This is a genomic window from Leucobacter holotrichiae, assembly GCF_055791005.1.
Map to the genome: position 1 here is coordinate 42,191 of NZ_JBVUAC010000004.1, position 14,133 is coordinate 56,323.

General features: G+C 68.7%; 12 protein-coding genes. 11 read left to right on the forward strand and 1 reads right to left on the reverse strand.

Annotation, left to right across the window (positions count from 1 at the left end; genetic code table 11):
• Positions 1–91: 91 nt before the first annotated feature.
• From AC0KXF_RS06815 to AC0KXF_RS06825, 3 genes are all read left to right on the forward strand, one after another.
• The gene (locus tag AC0KXF_RS06815) at positions 92–2,131 is read left to right on the forward strand and encodes a hydantoinase/oxoprolinase family protein (protein ID WP_473108452.1); all 2,040 of its coding nucleotides are present in this window, start codon (positions 92–94) and stop codon (positions 2,129–2,131) included.
• The gene (locus AC0KXF_RS06820; protein ID WP_473108453.1) at positions 2,131–4,119 is read left to right on the forward strand and encodes a hydantoinase B/oxoprolinase family protein; all 1,989 of its coding nucleotides are present in this window, start codon (positions 2,131–2,133) and stop codon (positions 4,117–4,119) included. The genes AC0KXF_RS06815 and AC0KXF_RS06820 overlap by 1 nt, the downstream gene beginning before the upstream one ends.
• Positions 4,120–4,474: 355 nt before the next feature.
• Positions 4,475–5,878 (forward strand): purine-cytosine permease family protein, encoded by a 1,404-nt coding sequence (locus AC0KXF_RS06825; RefSeq protein WP_473108454.1) that lies wholly within the window; start codon positions 4,475–4,477, stop codon positions 5,876–5,878.
• A gap of 84 nt (positions 5,879–5,962) precedes the next feature.
• Here AC0KXF_RS06825 and AC0KXF_RS06830 read toward each other — a convergent pair whose 3' ends face one another.
• On the reverse strand, positions 5,963–7,429 hold the full coding sequence (locus AC0KXF_RS06830; protein WP_473108455.1) for a PucR family transcriptional regulator: 1,467 nt from the start codon (positions 7,427–7,429) through the stop codon (positions 5,963–5,965).
• Between the two features lie 91 nt (positions 7,430–7,520).
• On the opposite strand from AC0KXF_RS06830, the gene pxpA reads away from it, so the two are divergent.
• The 8 genes from pxpA (at position 7,521) to AC0KXF_RS06870 (ending at position 13,989) form a co-directional block, all read left to right on the forward strand.
• The gene (gene pxpA, locus AC0KXF_RS06835) at positions 7,521–8,255 is read left to right on the forward strand and encodes a 5-oxoprolinase subunit PxpA (RefSeq protein WP_473108456.1); all 735 of its coding nucleotides are present in this window, start codon (positions 7,521–7,523) and stop codon (positions 8,253–8,255) included.
• 54 nt (positions 8,256–8,309) lie between these two features.
• Positions 8,310–8,546: an acetyl-CoA carboxylase gene (locus tag AC0KXF_RS06840; RefSeq protein ID WP_473108457.1), complete on the forward strand. Its 237-nt coding sequence runs from the start codon at positions 8,310–8,312 to the stop codon at positions 8,544–8,546.
• A 37-nt stretch (positions 8,547–8,583) separates the two neighbouring features.
• Positions 8,584–9,939, forward strand: a complete 1,356-nt coding sequence (locus tag AC0KXF_RS06845; protein ID WP_473108458.1) for an acetyl-CoA carboxylase biotin carboxylase subunit — start codon at positions 8,584–8,586, stop codon at positions 9,937–9,939.
• Complete coding sequence (locus tag AC0KXF_RS06850) at positions 9,936–10,829, forward strand: 5-oxoprolinase subunit B family protein (RefSeq protein WP_473108459.1); 894 nt, start codon at positions 9,936–9,938, stop codon at positions 10,827–10,829. The genes AC0KXF_RS06845 and AC0KXF_RS06850 overlap by 4 nt, the downstream gene beginning before the upstream one ends.
• Positions 10,819–11,784 (forward strand): 5-oxoprolinase subunit C family protein, encoded by a 966-nt coding sequence (locus tag AC0KXF_RS06855; protein ID WP_473108460.1) that lies wholly within the window; start codon positions 10,819–10,821, stop codon positions 11,782–11,784. The genes AC0KXF_RS06850 and AC0KXF_RS06855 overlap by 11 nt, the downstream gene beginning before the upstream one ends.
• An 11-nt stretch (positions 11,785–11,795) precedes the next feature.
• Positions 11,796–11,990: a tautomerase family protein gene (locus tag AC0KXF_RS06860; RefSeq protein WP_473108461.1), complete on the forward strand. Its 195-nt coding sequence runs from the start codon at positions 11,796–11,798 to the stop codon at positions 11,988–11,990.
• Between the two features lie 125 nt (positions 11,991–12,115).
• Positions 12,116–13,300, forward strand: coding sequence for a hypothetical protein (locus tag AC0KXF_RS06865; protein ID WP_473108462.1), 1,185 nt, complete (start codon positions 12,116–12,118; stop codon positions 13,298–13,300).
• Positions 13,297–13,989 carry an NUDIX hydrolase gene (locus AC0KXF_RS06870; RefSeq protein ID WP_473108463.1) on the forward strand — a complete coding sequence of 231 codons (693 nt, stop codon included), beginning with the start codon at positions 13,297–13,299 and terminating at the stop codon, positions 13,987–13,989. Before AC0KXF_RS06865 ends, AC0KXF_RS06870 begins: the two co-directional genes overlap by 4 nt.
• Positions 13,990–14,133 lie beyond the last annotated feature (144 nt).

Consider the following 14,133-nt stretch of genomic DNA (forward strand, 5'->3'; position numbering starts at 1 on the left):
GCTGCAAACCTTCGCATTCTCCAGTGACCCTCGACGAGATGCGCACGAAGGTTGAGGCATCCGGAAGTCAACGATGAATCCAGGAGGACTCATGAGCAGTATTCGCGTCGCGGTAGACGTGGGAGGCACATTCACCGACGTCTGCATCTTCGATGACGACACCCAGCGGATGCGGGTGACGAAGGTGCCATCGACACCGGCGGATCCCATGATCGCGGTGATGAACGGCGTGGATCGGGGCGAGATCGATCTGAACGAGGTCGCGCTCTTCTCGCACGGCACCACGGTTGCCACCAACGCACTCATCACACGGAACTTTCCCGCCGCCGCCCTCGTCACCACGCGCGGCTTCCGCGACGTGCTCGAGATCCGCGACGGCACCAAGGACGACCTCTGGGACGCCTACAACGACGTCTCCGAGCCCTACATCCGCCGCCGTGACCGCTTCGAGGTGAGCGAGCGCATCGACTACCACGGCAACACGATCACCCCTCTCGACGAGGCGGAGGCCCGTCGGCTGGCCGAGCTGCTGCAGCGCCGCGGCGTGAAGACGATCGCGGTCTGCTTCCTCAACTCCTACGCGAACGCCGCGCACGAGACCCGTATGCGCGAGATCCTCGAGGAGGTCATCCCCGACGCCACGGTCTCGACCTCGGCCGAGGTGCTGCCCGAGATCTTCGAATACCCGCGGTTCAACACCGCCGTCGCCAATGCCGTGCTGGCCCCGCTCGTGTCGGGTTACGTGAACCGCCTCGCGGGCCGGCTGCGCGACGGCGGCTACCGCGGTGACCTACTGCTGCTCCACTCGGGCGGCGGATCGATGACGCCGCGGCTCGTCGAGAAGTTCCCGGTCCGGCTCGCCGCATCCGGGATCGCGGCAGGCGCCATCTCCGCCAAGCACATCGCCCAGCAGTGCGGCTACGACAACGCGGTGAGCCTCGACATGGGCGGCACCTCCACCGACATCGCCCTCGTCGCCGACGGCGAACTGCGCGTCTCGCAGGAGTGGCAGGTCGAGTACGGTCACCCCATCATCTTCCCCTCCATCGAGGTGCTCACCATCGGCGCCGGCGGCGGATCCCTCGCCCACATCGACATCGCCGGCTCGCTGCGCAACGGCCCGCAGTCGGCGGGGGCGGACCCCGGGCCGGCCTGCTACGGCACCGGGGGAGACCAGCCCACCAACACCGACGCGAACGTCGTGCTTGGCAGGCTCGGCACATCGCTCGCCGGCGGCGTGAAAGAGCTCGACCGTTCGCTCTCCGAGGAGGCGATCCGCCGCGTCATCGCCGAGCCCCTCGGCATGGGGGTCGAGGAGGCCGCTCAGGCCATCGTCTCGGTCGCGAACGCCAACATGGCCGACGCCGTGCGTCTCGTCTCGATCCGCCGCGGCTACGACCCGCGCGACTTCGCACTGCTGGCCTTCGGCGGTGCCGGCGCTCTGCACGGTGCCGACGTCGCGCGCGAGCTCGGGATCCCGACCGTCGTGGTACCGCCGAACCCCGGGGTCACCTCGGCCATGGGCTGCCTGCTCGTCGACATCCAGCACGACTTCGCGCAGATGTACACCGGCCTCGCATCCGGTGCCGACGAGGACGGCATCGAGCAGGCGTTCATCACCCTCGAGACCGAGGCCACCGCCCGCCTGCGTCACGAGGGCGTCGCGGAGGAGAACGCGGTCCTGCAGCGTAAGATCTCGATGCGCTACCAGGGGCAGTGGCGCTCGCTCCAGGTGCCCATGGGGTCCGGCCCCGGCGCGCTCGAGCAGGCGGTCCGAACCTTCCACGAGCAGTACGAGCGCGAGTTCGCGTTCCGTCAGGACGACGCCCCCGTCGAGGTGTACCAACTGCATCTCGGGGCCGTCGGCAAGATCCCGAAGCCCTCGTTCCGCCCGGCGGATCCCGTGCCGCAGGCGCCCGGGGAGCCCGCCGAGCGCCGCCGCGTCTACTTCGGCGTCACCGGCTGGCTCGACACCCCGGTCTACGACCGCGACGCGCTCGCCGCAGGCACAGCCTTCGAAGGCCCCGCGATCATCAACCAGCTCGACTCGACCACGGTCGTGCCCCCATACACTCGCGCCGAGATCGACGAGTGGCTCAACATCCGTATCCACCTGGAGGAGATCCACTGATGAGTGACACCACCGCGCTCGCCCCGGCAATCGGGCGGCAGACCGAACTCGACCCGGTGACGTTCGAGGTGCTCAAGAACGCCTTCGCCACCAGCGTCGACCTCATGAGCGAGCAGATCCTGCGGACCTGCTACTCCTTCGTCATCTACTCCCGGGACTTCTCGTCGGCGCTGTGCGACGCCAGCGGCAACACCGTCATGCAGGGCTCCGGCGACATCGCGGTGCACGTCGGCACGCTCCACTTCCAGGCCAAGGCCGTCATCGAGGAGTTCGGCGACGATATCCACCCCGGTGACGTCTTCGCCATCAACGACCCGTACCGGGGCGGCACCCACTTCAACGATGTCTCGTTCGTGCGACCCGTCTTCTCCGAGGGGCGCATCATCGCCTTCGCGCAGAACAAGGGGCACTGGGCCGACATCGGCGGCAAGGTGCCCGGCTCGTTCGACGTCTCGGCGTCCGAGCACTTCGGCGAGGGGCTGCGCATCACCCCGATCCGGGTCTGGTCGAAGGGTGTCTTCCTGCACGACGTGGCTCAGCTGCTCGTCGCGAACACCCGGGCGCCGGAGCAGGCGCTCGGCGACCTGCACGCCCAGTCCGAGGCGACGGCTGTCTGTGAGCGCGAGGTGCTGCGGCTCGTGGACCGATACGGCACCGCGACCGTGGAGCTGGCGATGCAGGAGACGCAGGACTACGTCGAGCGCACGGTGCGCCGCCGTCTCGCCGATCTGCCGCAGGGCACCTGGGAGACGGTCGACTACCTCGACCTCGACCCCGGCAAACCCGAGGGCCTCGTGCCCGTCAAGATCCGCATGACGCTCGACGGCGAGGGCATCCACTACAACCTCGTGGGCAGCGCGGACGTGGTCGACACGTTCCTCAATTCGGGCTATGGCACGACGTTCTCGGCCATCTACGCGGGCACCAAGACCTTCTTCCCCGACGTGCCGCTCAACTCCGGCTTCTACGCCGCGGTGACGGCCGACATCGGCCCCGAGGGCACGGTGGTGAACGCCGGCTGGCCGTATGCCGTGACGGGCTTCTGCTCGGGACCGTACGAGAAGCTCATGAACGGCATCTTCGAGATCTGGTCGCAGCTCATGCCCGAGCGGGCCATGGCCTGCGCCTTCAATCTCGAGTACCTGCTCGTCGGTGGTCGCGACGCTCGCAGCGAGAGCAAGCCGTACTTCATGTGGTACGACTGGATGGCCGGCGGCTGGGGCGGCCGCTCGTCGAAGGACGGCTCCAGCGCGACCGCGCCCGTGTTCGGCGTCGGCCTCGCGGTGCAGGCGTGCGAGGGGCAGGAGCGGCTCACTCCCGTGCTCACCACCATGCACCGGATCGGCACCGACTCGGGAGGGCCGGGCCGCTTCCGCGGCGGCTGCGGTGTGGAGAAGGGCGGCACGCTCACCGATGCCGACGCCTCGGTGATGAGCTACTGCTGCGATCGCGCCCGCTCGATCACCTGGGGGATCGAGGGTGGTCTGCCCTCGATCCCGCATGGCGTGTGGCTCAACCGCGGCACCGAGAACGAGCGCTTCCTCGGGTCGATCTTCTCCTCGGTCCCGGTGCAGCCGGGTGACACCTTCTACCGGCCCTCGGCGGGCGGCGGCGGCTTCGGCGACCCGCTCGAGCGGACGCCGGAGGAGGTGCTCGAGGACGTCATCGACGATTACGTCTCGGTCGAGCGGGCGGCCGAGGACTACGGCGTGGTCATCGTGCCGATCGATCCCGAGCTCGACCGCTACGAGATCGACCGCGAGGCCACGCTCACCAAGCGTGCCTGGATCCGGCAGAACCGCTCGGCCTGGCTCGAATCCGATCCGCACGAGGTCGCCGAGCGCTACCGCGCGGGCGAACTCGACCTGCTCGACGTGATCCGACGGCACGGCGTCATCCTCGACTGGGGGACCGGTGAGCTGTTCGAGGAGACGACGCGACAGCACCGCGAGCAGATGATCCGCCGTTCCGCGGAGCGCTGGAGCTGATTTCGCGGAGGTTCTCCGGGTGATCGCCCGGACGCCGGGGCGAGGTGGGCCTCGCCCCGGCCCCGCCGGCCCGCACGGGGCGGAGCTGGTCCGACCGGTGCTGACGACGATGCGGTCCGGCTGAGCAGGTTTATGCATACGACAGAGAAGTCGCTGCTTTTTCCGGCTCTTGCACAGTACTGATCAGCGGCATCCTGACAAAAAATGAGATGTCGGCGCGCTCGACCGCCGCACCGACCCGGCTTCGCAACGGTTCAGGCCGAGGCGGATTCTCCCCTTTCCGCTGTCGTACCCGGGCTCGCGCCTCCGCGCGAGTCCGACCGATCGGCAGCCCACCCGAGATACCAATGGAGGTATGATCGTGACCCTCAATCTGACCGGGAGCAACGACGACGTCGAAGCGACCGACGCCCTCGCGCGAGCAGGCGACGATGAAGACCAGATGAGCCGCGGATCGCTCGCGATGGCCTGGTACGGCGTCGCCAGCGCATTCTTCTTCGTCTACATCGGCGCGGCCATGGCCGCGGCCTACGGCACCGTGAACGCCATCATCGGCATCGTGCTGACCATCCTCTGCTACGGCGCCATCAACGCCGTGCTGTCGCGCTACGCCATCAACAACCGCACCACGGTGGCGCAGTTCTCGCGCACCATCCTCGGAACCGCCGGCTCCTCGATCGCGACGATCATCTTCGCGCTCGTCGCGATCTACTACGCCGTCTTCGAGGGGTCGATCGTGGCCTACGCCTTCATGGCCGCCTTCGGCGGTGAGATGTGGATGTGGAGCCTGATCGTCGTCGTCTACTCGACGCCCCTCATCATCGGCGGCGTCCGCCGCTTCCTCGACAAGCTGAACGGCTGGTTGATGCCGCTCTACTTCTTCGGGCTCGTCGCCGCGGTCATCTGGGCCGGCGCCGTCTACGGGTTCGGAGACGCCTGGCTCACCCACGCCCCCGAGGTGCCGCTGCCGTTCGCGCAGGGAGGACCCGGGTGGCTCGCGACCTTCGCCGGCTACATGGGCGTGTGGATCATGATGATGTTCACCATGGACTACGCCGCGCTGGGCAAGCGCAAGGACGTGAAGTTCCACCAGCGCTTCACCTTCGGTCCGCTGTTCTACGTGCTCGCCTACGGCTTCTCGGCCTTCGTCGGCATCTTCCTCACCTTCACCATCCCCGGCCTCGAGGTCTCCGAGACCGGTATCGCCGGGGGCATGGTGTCGCTCATGGGCATCCTCGGCCTCATCGTGATCATCGCCTCGCAGACCCGCATCAACACGGCGAACTACTATCTCGGCGCCGCGAACCTCAAGGCCTTCGGCGAGCGGGTGCTGCGGCTCCGCCTGCCGAACATCGTGTGGGTGATCGTGTCATCGCTGATCATCTTCCTGCTGATGCTGCTGCCCATCGTGCAGTACCTGCTGCTCGCGCTCGCCTGGCAGGGCGTGCTCGTGACGGCCTGGGTGGCGATCGCCCTGACGCACGTGCTCCTCGACCGCGGGCGCAACCAGGAGCACTCGGCGATCGACGACAAGCACTACCGCGCTTTCAACAGCAACGGTCTGATCGCCTGGACGATCGCGACCGTCATCGGCCTCGTCATGCTGCAGCTCGGGTCGATCGCCCCCGGGCTCGCGGGCGTCGGCTCCACCTGGGGTCCGATCCTCACCGCGGTGTCCGCCGGAGTGATCTACGCCGTCTTCTGGAAGACGCACCCGACCAGCCGCACCGGCCTCATCAGAGTGGTCGCCCAGCGGTAGCGTATTCACTCGCGATGACCAGTCGGCCCGGGCTCGCTTCGGCGAGCCCGGGCCGCGGTCGCGCGGGAGGGGGGATCGTGCGGATCAGTAGGGTTCGAGCTCGACGAGGCGCAGAGCCATGAGGCAGGTGGCCTTGCCGTCGAGTGTGTCGAGGGAGATGCCCAGGATCTGCTCCATCCGGCGCAGCCGGTAGCCGAGCGAGTTGCGATGGATGAACAGCTCCTCGCATGTGCGGGAGGGCTGCGCGTCGTTGCGCAGCCAAGCGCGCAGCGTGGGCAGCAGCTCGGTGCTGCGCTGCTCGTCGTGCTCGATGAGCGGCGCCAGGAATCGGTGGGCGGATTCGCGGGCCCCGCGTCCCGCCGCGGCCGCGACCACGGCGCTCAGCCCGAGGGTCGGCGCGACGACCGGTTTCTCGGCGTGCCGCACGAGGTCGAGGGCGTGCACCAGAGAGATGCGGAGTTCATCGATGGTGTGCGCGGGATCACGGAACACGAGCGGCAGATCCGATCGCACGTCGAGCAGATGCGCCCTGGCCTCGGTGATCCCGTCCCGGGGGAACTGCATGAGCGCGATGAGCCGATCGTCGATCTCGGCCACCCGCACGTCGTGGAAGGCGTCGTGCAGAGCGAGGCGGAGCTGCCAGGTCGCGGCGGCGTGCTCGCCGCCGAGGTCCGCGACGAGGAGCGCCGTGTCGGCGCCGCGGCTGAGCCCGAGTTCATGGAACGCTCCGGCGACGTCGTTGCGGGTCGCCTCCGACCATGACACGCAGCGGTTGACAAAGCGCAGCATATCCCGCTGGCTGCTCGCGTCGACGGTGATCGAGCGGTTGAGCTGCATGGCGAGGATCGAGGTGACCGGCGCGAGCAGCGGTTCGAACTCGCTCGAGGGGCGGAGGAGGCGCACCGCGAGCTGGCATGGATCGCGCAGCCCCATCGGCAGGGCGAGATTGAAGACGTCGGGCTGCGCGTTGCGGGAGGGACCGACGCGCCAGGTCGCGGTGGCCGGATACTGCGCGATGATCGAGCCGAAGGCGTCGTAGACGGCGACCGGCAGCTCGAGCACGGAGTGGATCGCGGCGAGCAGTGTCGAGATCTCGGCGCCCTGGCCCGCGAGCCTGGCGCACTCGTCGGCGAGGCGCCACCCCCGATCGGTGAGGGCGATGCGCTCAGCCTGCAGCATGTACTCGACGTGCTGGTTGATCTTGAACAGCGGCACTGTGGTCGGCACCTCGAGCAGGGGCACGTCGTGGCGCGCGCACGCCTCGATGAGCCCCTTCGGCAGCTCGCGATGGGCGACGCCCACCGCGAAGGCGAGCGCCGAGACCGGCACGCGGGTGAGGCGTTCCACGTACCCGTCCCAGATGCTCGGTTCGGTGAAGTTCATGCCGATGCCCGACGTGAGCACGAGCACGTTCGGCTCGAGATAGGGAGTGGGATCGAGATGCTCCGCGGGAGCGCACCGGGCGATCTCGCGGCCGAGGCGCTTCATGCTCGACGGAGTCTCGAGCCGCAGTTGGAGCGACTGCTCCGCGAGGAGGTCGGTGACGCGCATGCGAGGCCTTTCGCGTATGCACAAATCTGGTGAGAAGCTTCTTGCATTTGCATAATAACGCTCGTGTGCCGCTCCGCGTAGCTTTGTGGCCATGACAGCACAACGTAGTGATGCGATCTCAGTCAACTCCGATATGGGCGAGGCTTTCGGCCTCCACACGTTCGGCAACGACCCAGAGCTGATGAAGCTCATCGACGTGGCGAATGTGGCCTGCGGCTTCCACTCCGGAGATCCGGGCGCCATGGAGACCACCGTCGCACTCGCCCATGAGCGCGGCGTGCGCGTCGGCGCGCACCCGGGGCTGCCCGATCTGGTGGGCTTCGGCCGCCGTGAGATGAAGCTGACCCAGCAGGAAGTCGAGGACCTCGTCCGCTACCAGGTCGGCGCTCTCAGCGGCTTCCTCAAGAAGTACGACCTGCCCCTCAACCACATCAAGCCGCACGGCTCCCTCTACGGCATGCTCGCCCGAGACGAGGAACTGATGCTCGGCGCCGTGCAGGTGGCTCGGGACTACGGTGTGCCGGTCTTCGGCATCGCCGGTTCCGCCCACCAGCGCGTCGCGGAGCGGGAGGGCGTGGATTTCGTCGGTGAGCTCTACGTCGATCTCGACTACAACTCCGAGGGCGGCCTCATCATCCTGCGTCAGCCGCACGCGACCGATCCCGCCAAGGCGGCCGAGAAGGCCCGCCGCGCCCTCGACGACGGCGTCATGGTCGCGGTCGATGGAACCGAGCTGCCCATCGAGTTCGGCAGTATCTGCGTGCACTCCGACACCCCCAACGCCGTCGAGGTCACCGCCGCGGTGCGCGCGGTCGTCGACCGCTGAGCGATCCACATCTCCACATCCCCTCAACCCCTATCTCGAGAGCGAACAACACACATGAGCACACAGGTCATCGCACCGATTCCCGGCATCTTCTATCGCCGCCCCGCGCCCGACAAGGCGCCATTCGTCGAGGTCGGAGACACCGTCGAGGTCGGGCAGACCATCGGAGTCATCGAGATCATGAAGCAGTTCACCGAGGTGCGCTCCGAGGTCGCCGGGGCCATCCAGTCGTTCGAGGTCGACGACAACGGGATGGTCGGCCCCGGAGACGTCATAGCCACGATCGAATAGCCCCTCCGGGATTACCAGGACGCAAAGGAGCGCCATAGTGAAGAAACTGCTGATCGCCAATCGAGGCGAAATCGCGGTGCGCGTCATTCGCGCCGCCCGCGAGATGGGCATCGCCACCGTGGCGGTGGTGAGCGAGGCCGACCGAGGTTCGAACGCGGAGCGCCTCGCCGACGAGTCGGTGGTCATCGGCCCCGCACCGGCCGGCCTGAGCTATCTCAATCACGACGCCGTGCTCGCCGCGGCGGCCGAGACGGGAGCCGACGCGATACACCCCGGCTACGGCTTCCTCTCGGAGAACGCCGACTTCGCCCGCAAGGTCATCGACGCGGGCCTCACCTGGGTGGGCCCCGACCCCGACACCATCGTGCTGATGGGCGACAAGTCGCGCGCTCGTCAGGCCGCGATCGAGGCGGGCGTCCCCGTGCTCGCGGGCTCTGAGGGAGTGCTCGACGTCTCCGGCGACATCGAGGCCATCGCCGACGGCATCGGCTACCCGCTCGTGGTGAAGGCCTCGGCCGGCGGCGGCGGACGCGGCATCCGCCGCATCAACTCGCGCGAGGAGGTGCGCGGCACCGTCGAGGTCGCGCAGGCCGAGGCGCAGGCGGCGTTCAACTCGAACGAGGTCTACTTCGAGCGCTTCGTCACACGCGCCCGTCACGTCGAGGTGCAGGTCTTCGGCGACGGCGAGACCTGGGTGCACCTGGGAGATCGCGACTGCTCGATGCAGCGCCGCCAGCAGAAGGTCATCGAGGAGGCGCCCGCACCGGGCCTGCCCGACGAGCTGCGGCAGCGGATGCGTGACACCTCGGTCGAGCTCGCGCGCCAGTCGAACTACACCGGCGCCGGCACCGTCGAGTTCTTGTACGACCCGGATCGCCAGGAGATCGCCTTCATCGAGATGAACACGCGTCTGCAGGTCGAGCACCCGATCAGCGAGGCCATCACCGGAATCGACCTCGTGCGGGAGCAGCTGCGCGTCGCCTCGGGTGAGAAGCTCGGCTACACGCAGCAGGACATCGAGTTCGACGGCCACGCCTTCGAGTTCCGCATCAACGCGGAAGACCCCGACAACAGCTTCATGCCGAGCCCCGGGCGTATCGAAACCCTCGAGCTCTCGGGCGGGCCCGGCGTGCGGGCGGACTTCGGCTTCTCGACCGGCCAGACCGTTATGCCCTTCTACGACTCGCTGCTCGGCAAGCTCATCGTGTGGGACACGGATCGCGAGCGGGCGCTCGCCCGCGCCGCGCGAGCGCTCGAGGAGGTCGAGATCGCGGGAATCAAGAGCACCGTGCCGCTCATGCGGCGCCTCGTCGCACTCGAGGACTTCTCGGCGGCGCAGCATTACACCACCTATATCGAGTCAGTCCCCGGCCTGTTGGGAGAATCAGCATGACCCTGCCCGACCACGCACGCTACACCTGGGGCGGTGACGAGTTTCTGCTCGTCGAGATCGCTCCGGACATGTCGCTCGAGGCGAACTTCGTCTCGAACTCGATCGCGATGGACCTCGAGCAGCGCGCGCTGCCCGGCATCGTCGACATCTGCCCGGCGAACGCCTCGCTGCTGATCCGCTTCGATCCCGACGAACTCGCGCACACCGAACTCGAACGGACGGTGCGCGAGCTCGAAGCCGAGGTGCGCAAGGCCTCCGGCGGCCTGCTCGAGACCCGCATCGTCGAGGTGCCCGTATGGTACGACGATCCCTACACCCGCGAGACCGGGCAGCGCTTCCGCGAGGGCTACCACCAGGACCCGAGCGGCACGGACCTCGACTACGCGGCGGCGGTGAACGGCCTCGCCGACGCGCAGGAGTTCATCCGCCGCCACCACGAGCGGCCCTGGCTGGTCTCGATGGTGGGCTTCGTGGCGGGCCTCCCGTTCCTCTTCCAGCTCGCGCCGCAGGAGGAGCAACTGGAGGTGCCGAAGTACCTGAGTCCCCGTACCGACACCCCGCCCCTCACCGTCGGCATCGGCGGCTGCTTCACCGCGCACTACTCGGTGCGCGGCGCCGGGGGCTACCAGATGCTCGGCATCGCCCCCGCCCCGATCTACGACCCCGAGCAGAAGCTCGCCGATTTCGCCGACTTCTCGGTGCTGTTCAAGACGGGCGACATCGTGAAGTACCGTCCCATCGACGAGGCCGAGTACCGCGAGATCCAGGCGCAGGTCGAGGCCGGCACCTACCGCTACAAACAGGCTCCCGTTACCTTCTCGCTCTCCGAGGCCCTCGCCGATCTCGAAGGCCACAACCGCTCACTTCTGGAGGCTCTCGATGTCGCTTGAGATCATCACCCCCGGCCTCGCGACCACGGTGCAGGATCGCGGGCGCTTCGGCTACTATCGATTCGGCTTCCCCCAGGGCGGCTCGATGGACCAGTACTCCGCCGCGCTCGCCAACCGCCTCGTCGGAAACACGCGGGACGATGCCGTGCTGGAGTGCACCTACCTCGGGCCCAAGCTCAGCACCGATGCGCCCGCCGTGGTCGCGGTGACGGGCGCGCCCGTCGACGTGCTGATCAACGGCGAGCCCGCCGAGCAGAACGCCCGCCTCGAACTGCGGGCCGGCGACGAGCTCTCCTTCGGAGTCATCCGCGGCGGCACCAAGTTCTTCATCTCCGTCGCGGGAGGGATCGACGTGCCCGTGGCGCTCGGCTCGCGTTCGACGTACCCGATCGGCAGGATCGGCGGGGTGGAGGGCCGCGCGCTCGCCGCCGGCGACACGCTGCCGGTGGGCACCGCGCACGAGGAGACGCTGCCCCGCCTCGACCGCGTGCCCGACGACCTGCTGCCGAGCTACGAGAAGGAGATGGAGGTGCGCGTCATGATGGGCCTCTACGATCACAAGCTCACCGAGCAGGGGCTGCGCAACCTCACAGAGGCGGAGTGGACCCTGACGCCGGTCGCAGACCGCATGGGCCTGCGGTTCGACGGCCCCGGCGTCGCCTGGAAGGACGAGCCCCAGCCGTTCGGCGCCGGTCAGGATCCGTCGAACATCACTGACGCAGGGTACCCCGTGGGCTCGATCCAGATCCCCGGCGGCACGCAGCCGATCGTGCTCCACTACGACGCTGTCTCCGGGGGCGGTTACGCGCAGGCCTGCACGGTCATCAGCGCGGACATGGATCTCTTCGCCCGCATGTCGCCGGGCACGAAGGTGCGCTTCGTGCCGGTCTCGATGGAGGAGGCGCTCGAGGCCCGCGCGGAGCGCCGTGCCCGCCTTGATCGCGTCTGGTCGTAGGAAGGAACCCCATGCCACTCGTCACCGTCAAGATGTTCGAGCACCGTCTGCAGCAGGACCCGCAGCTCGCCGAACGCCTCGCCCTCGCGATCGACGAAGTCGTCGCGCAGCACTGCACCGGCGCCGACGGGAAGCGGCCCGATACCTGGGTCACCGTCGAGGGCGTGCCGCGTGAGCAGTGGACGTTCAACGGCGAGACCCGCTGAGTCGAGACCGTCGCCCCGGGATGCGTCGTCTTCGGGATGTTCGGGGTGTTGCCGGCGGGCGGAGAAGGGTGTGAAGAGCTCAGCATAGGTGGCAGCTTCGCCGCGGGCGCGGCTAGTGTGGGCGGATGAGCGATCGATCGATGGGCGGGCTGCCGACGCGCATTCTCATCGCGGAGTTCGACTCCGTCGCTCAAGCCGCACGTTACGCCGAGAACGGGGCGGAGGCGGCCACCGCCGATCTCACGGGGATGCTGCGCATCGGCCGGCTCGTCGCCGAGACCGTGCTCGTGACCGATGCGATGCTGCTCGACGGCGAGTACTTCATGAGGCTCGGCCCCGAGGGTGTGCTGCGCGAGCTGGGCGCCGGTGACGGGAGGTTCCCGCTCACCGTCACCGGGCCCGCTGAGACGCTCGCGGCCGGGCTGGAGTTCCGCAGGCGCAACGCCGGCTTCGCGTGGTCCCTCATCGGCGTGAACCGCGGCGAGGCGGTGCCGTCCGCGGTCGAGGCCCGCTGGGAGGACTGGCTGGGGTTCGTGGATCGCGGGCTCATCCGATACGAGCAGCAGCCCCCGGGATTCACCATGCCCGCGTTCGGGGAGCTGCCGCCGCTCTCCGCGGGCGGCGAGGCGGCGCAGACCGGGCAGACGGCACCGGCGGCACGGCCTGGGCAGCCTGGGTCGGCACAGGCTGCGGGGCTCGCCTCCTCGCTACGCAACGTCGTGAGGCGCAGCGAGGCGTTCGAGATCATCGAGAAGGCCGGCTTGCATCCCCGGGATCAGGATCGCCTGCGCGCGTGGTGGAACGCGAGGTATCTCCGGGCGATCGCCGACCAGGCGGGGGCCGACTGGTTGAGCTTCGAGGCCGCCGGCCCGCTGCAGCATTCCGTCCGCAGGAGCGATCGGCGGATCCGCCTCCCCAGGCGCTTGCTCGAGTGGGCCCGGGAGGCCAACCCCGCGAGCATCGCCCTCGCCTGGGACACCACGTCGAAGCAGCGCGAGCGATTGCGCCGCAGGTCGAGCTGGGCGTCGATGCGGGATCTCGCATACCAGGCGACGCAGATCGCGTCGGCGCGCACCCGCAGAGGGGTGCTGCGCGATTCCGTGCTGCGGCTCCTCGTGGCGGCGGTCGCGGTCGTGCTCGCGGTGCCGGGGTTCGAGGCGGTCGCGCTCGAGAACCCGCTCACCTGGATCGTGTTCGCCGGCGTCATCGTGACGACCGTGCCCTTCGACTCGCTGCTCGCGCTCGCGGGCCTGCTCGTGCCCGATCCGCGGGCGGAGCTCATCCTGCATCGGAGAGGAATGGCGTCATGAACGATGGAGCCGAGTTCGCACCCGTCTACGAGGCCGGGGAGGGGCTGCCGGTGCGCTTGGAGGCCGCCCCCCGCGAGGACCCCAGCGGACGACCGTATCTGCACCACCGCCTGGTGGTCGCCGATGGCCGACCGGGCGCCGTGGTCGTCGCGGTGCGATCGAGGGAGCACGAGGGCACGCTCGAGGTGCTGCTCGTGCGCAGTCGACGCCACGCCGTGGGGCAGGAGCTGTGGGAGCTGCCTCGCGGGTCGGGGGAGCCCGAGGACGCGGTGGATCGGGATCGCCCCGCCGATCCTGATCCGGTTCGCGGTTCGGATCCGGATCCTCATCGCGCCGCCGATCCTGCCGCCGATCCCGCGTCCGGTCCCGTCGACGCCGCGGGTCTCCGCGCCGGCCTGCGCGCCGGCCTCCGCGAGCTCGCCGAGGAGACAGGATTCACCGCTGCCCGCTCCGAGCTGCTGGGCAGCTACGTGGTCGACTCCACGGTGTTCCCGCAGCGGGTCTGCGCCGTGCTGTGCGAGATCGACGCCTCGCGAGAACCGGGCGACGTCGACGGCGAAGTCGAGGAGTCGCGCTGGTTCAGCCGCGACGAGGTCGTCGGGATGATCCGCTCGGGAGCGATCGCCGACGCGCACTCGCTGTCGGCCCTCCTGCTGTGGATCCTCCCCGGCATCCCTCCCCGGTCCTGACCCGGCCGGTCGCCATCCCGGAATCGGGGCCCCTGCGGCACCTTCAGGGCTCCGGAGACGCGGCAAGCGCCCCCGATTTCACCTCGAAGCGACGCGAAATGCGCCATGATGAGGGTGTGTGCCTCATCATGGCGCCCGACTGAC

Excerpts from the sequence above, each read along its gene's own strand:
- AC0KXF_RS06870 (WP_473108463.1), top strand. The coding sequence starts at position 13,297 with ATGAACGATGGAGCCGAGTTCGCACCCGTCTACGAGGCCGGGGAGGGG.
- AC0KXF_RS06815 (WP_473108452.1), top strand. The coding sequence starts at position 92 with ATGAGCAGTATTCGCGTCGCGGTAGACGTGGGAGGCACATTCACCGAC.
- pxpA (WP_473108456.1), top strand. The coding sequence starts at position 7,521 with ATGACAGCACAACGTAGTGATGCGATCTCAGTCAACTCCGATATGGGC.
- AC0KXF_RS06840 (WP_473108457.1), top strand. The coding sequence starts at position 8,310 with ATGAGCACACAGGTCATCGCACCGATTCCCGGCATCTTCTATCGCCGC.
- AC0KXF_RS06820 (WP_473108453.1), top strand. The coding sequence starts at position 2,131 with ATGAGTGACACCACCGCGCTCGCCCCGGCAATCGGGCGGCAGACCGAA.
- AC0KXF_RS06825 (WP_473108454.1), top strand. The coding sequence starts at position 4,475 with ATGATCGTGACCCTCAATCTGACCGGGAGCAACGACGACGTCGAAGCG.
- AC0KXF_RS06850 (WP_473108459.1), top strand. The coding sequence starts at position 9,936 with ATGACCCTGCCCGACCACGCACGCTACACCTGGGGCGGTGACGAGTTT.
- AC0KXF_RS06865 (WP_473108462.1), top strand. The coding sequence starts at position 12,116 with ATGAGCGATCGATCGATGGGCGGGCTGCCGACGCGCATTCTCATCGCG.
- AC0KXF_RS06860 (WP_473108461.1), top strand. The coding sequence starts at position 11,796 with ATGCCACTCGTCACCGTCAAGATGTTCGAGCACCGTCTGCAGCAGGAC.
- AC0KXF_RS06855 (WP_473108460.1), top strand. The coding sequence starts at position 10,819 with ATGTCGCTTGAGATCATCACCCCCGGCCTCGCGACCACGGTGCAGGAT.
- AC0KXF_RS06830 (WP_473108455.1), bottom strand. The coding sequence starts at position 7,429 with ATGCGCGTCACCGACCTCCTCGCGGAGCAGTCGCTCCAACTGCGGCTC.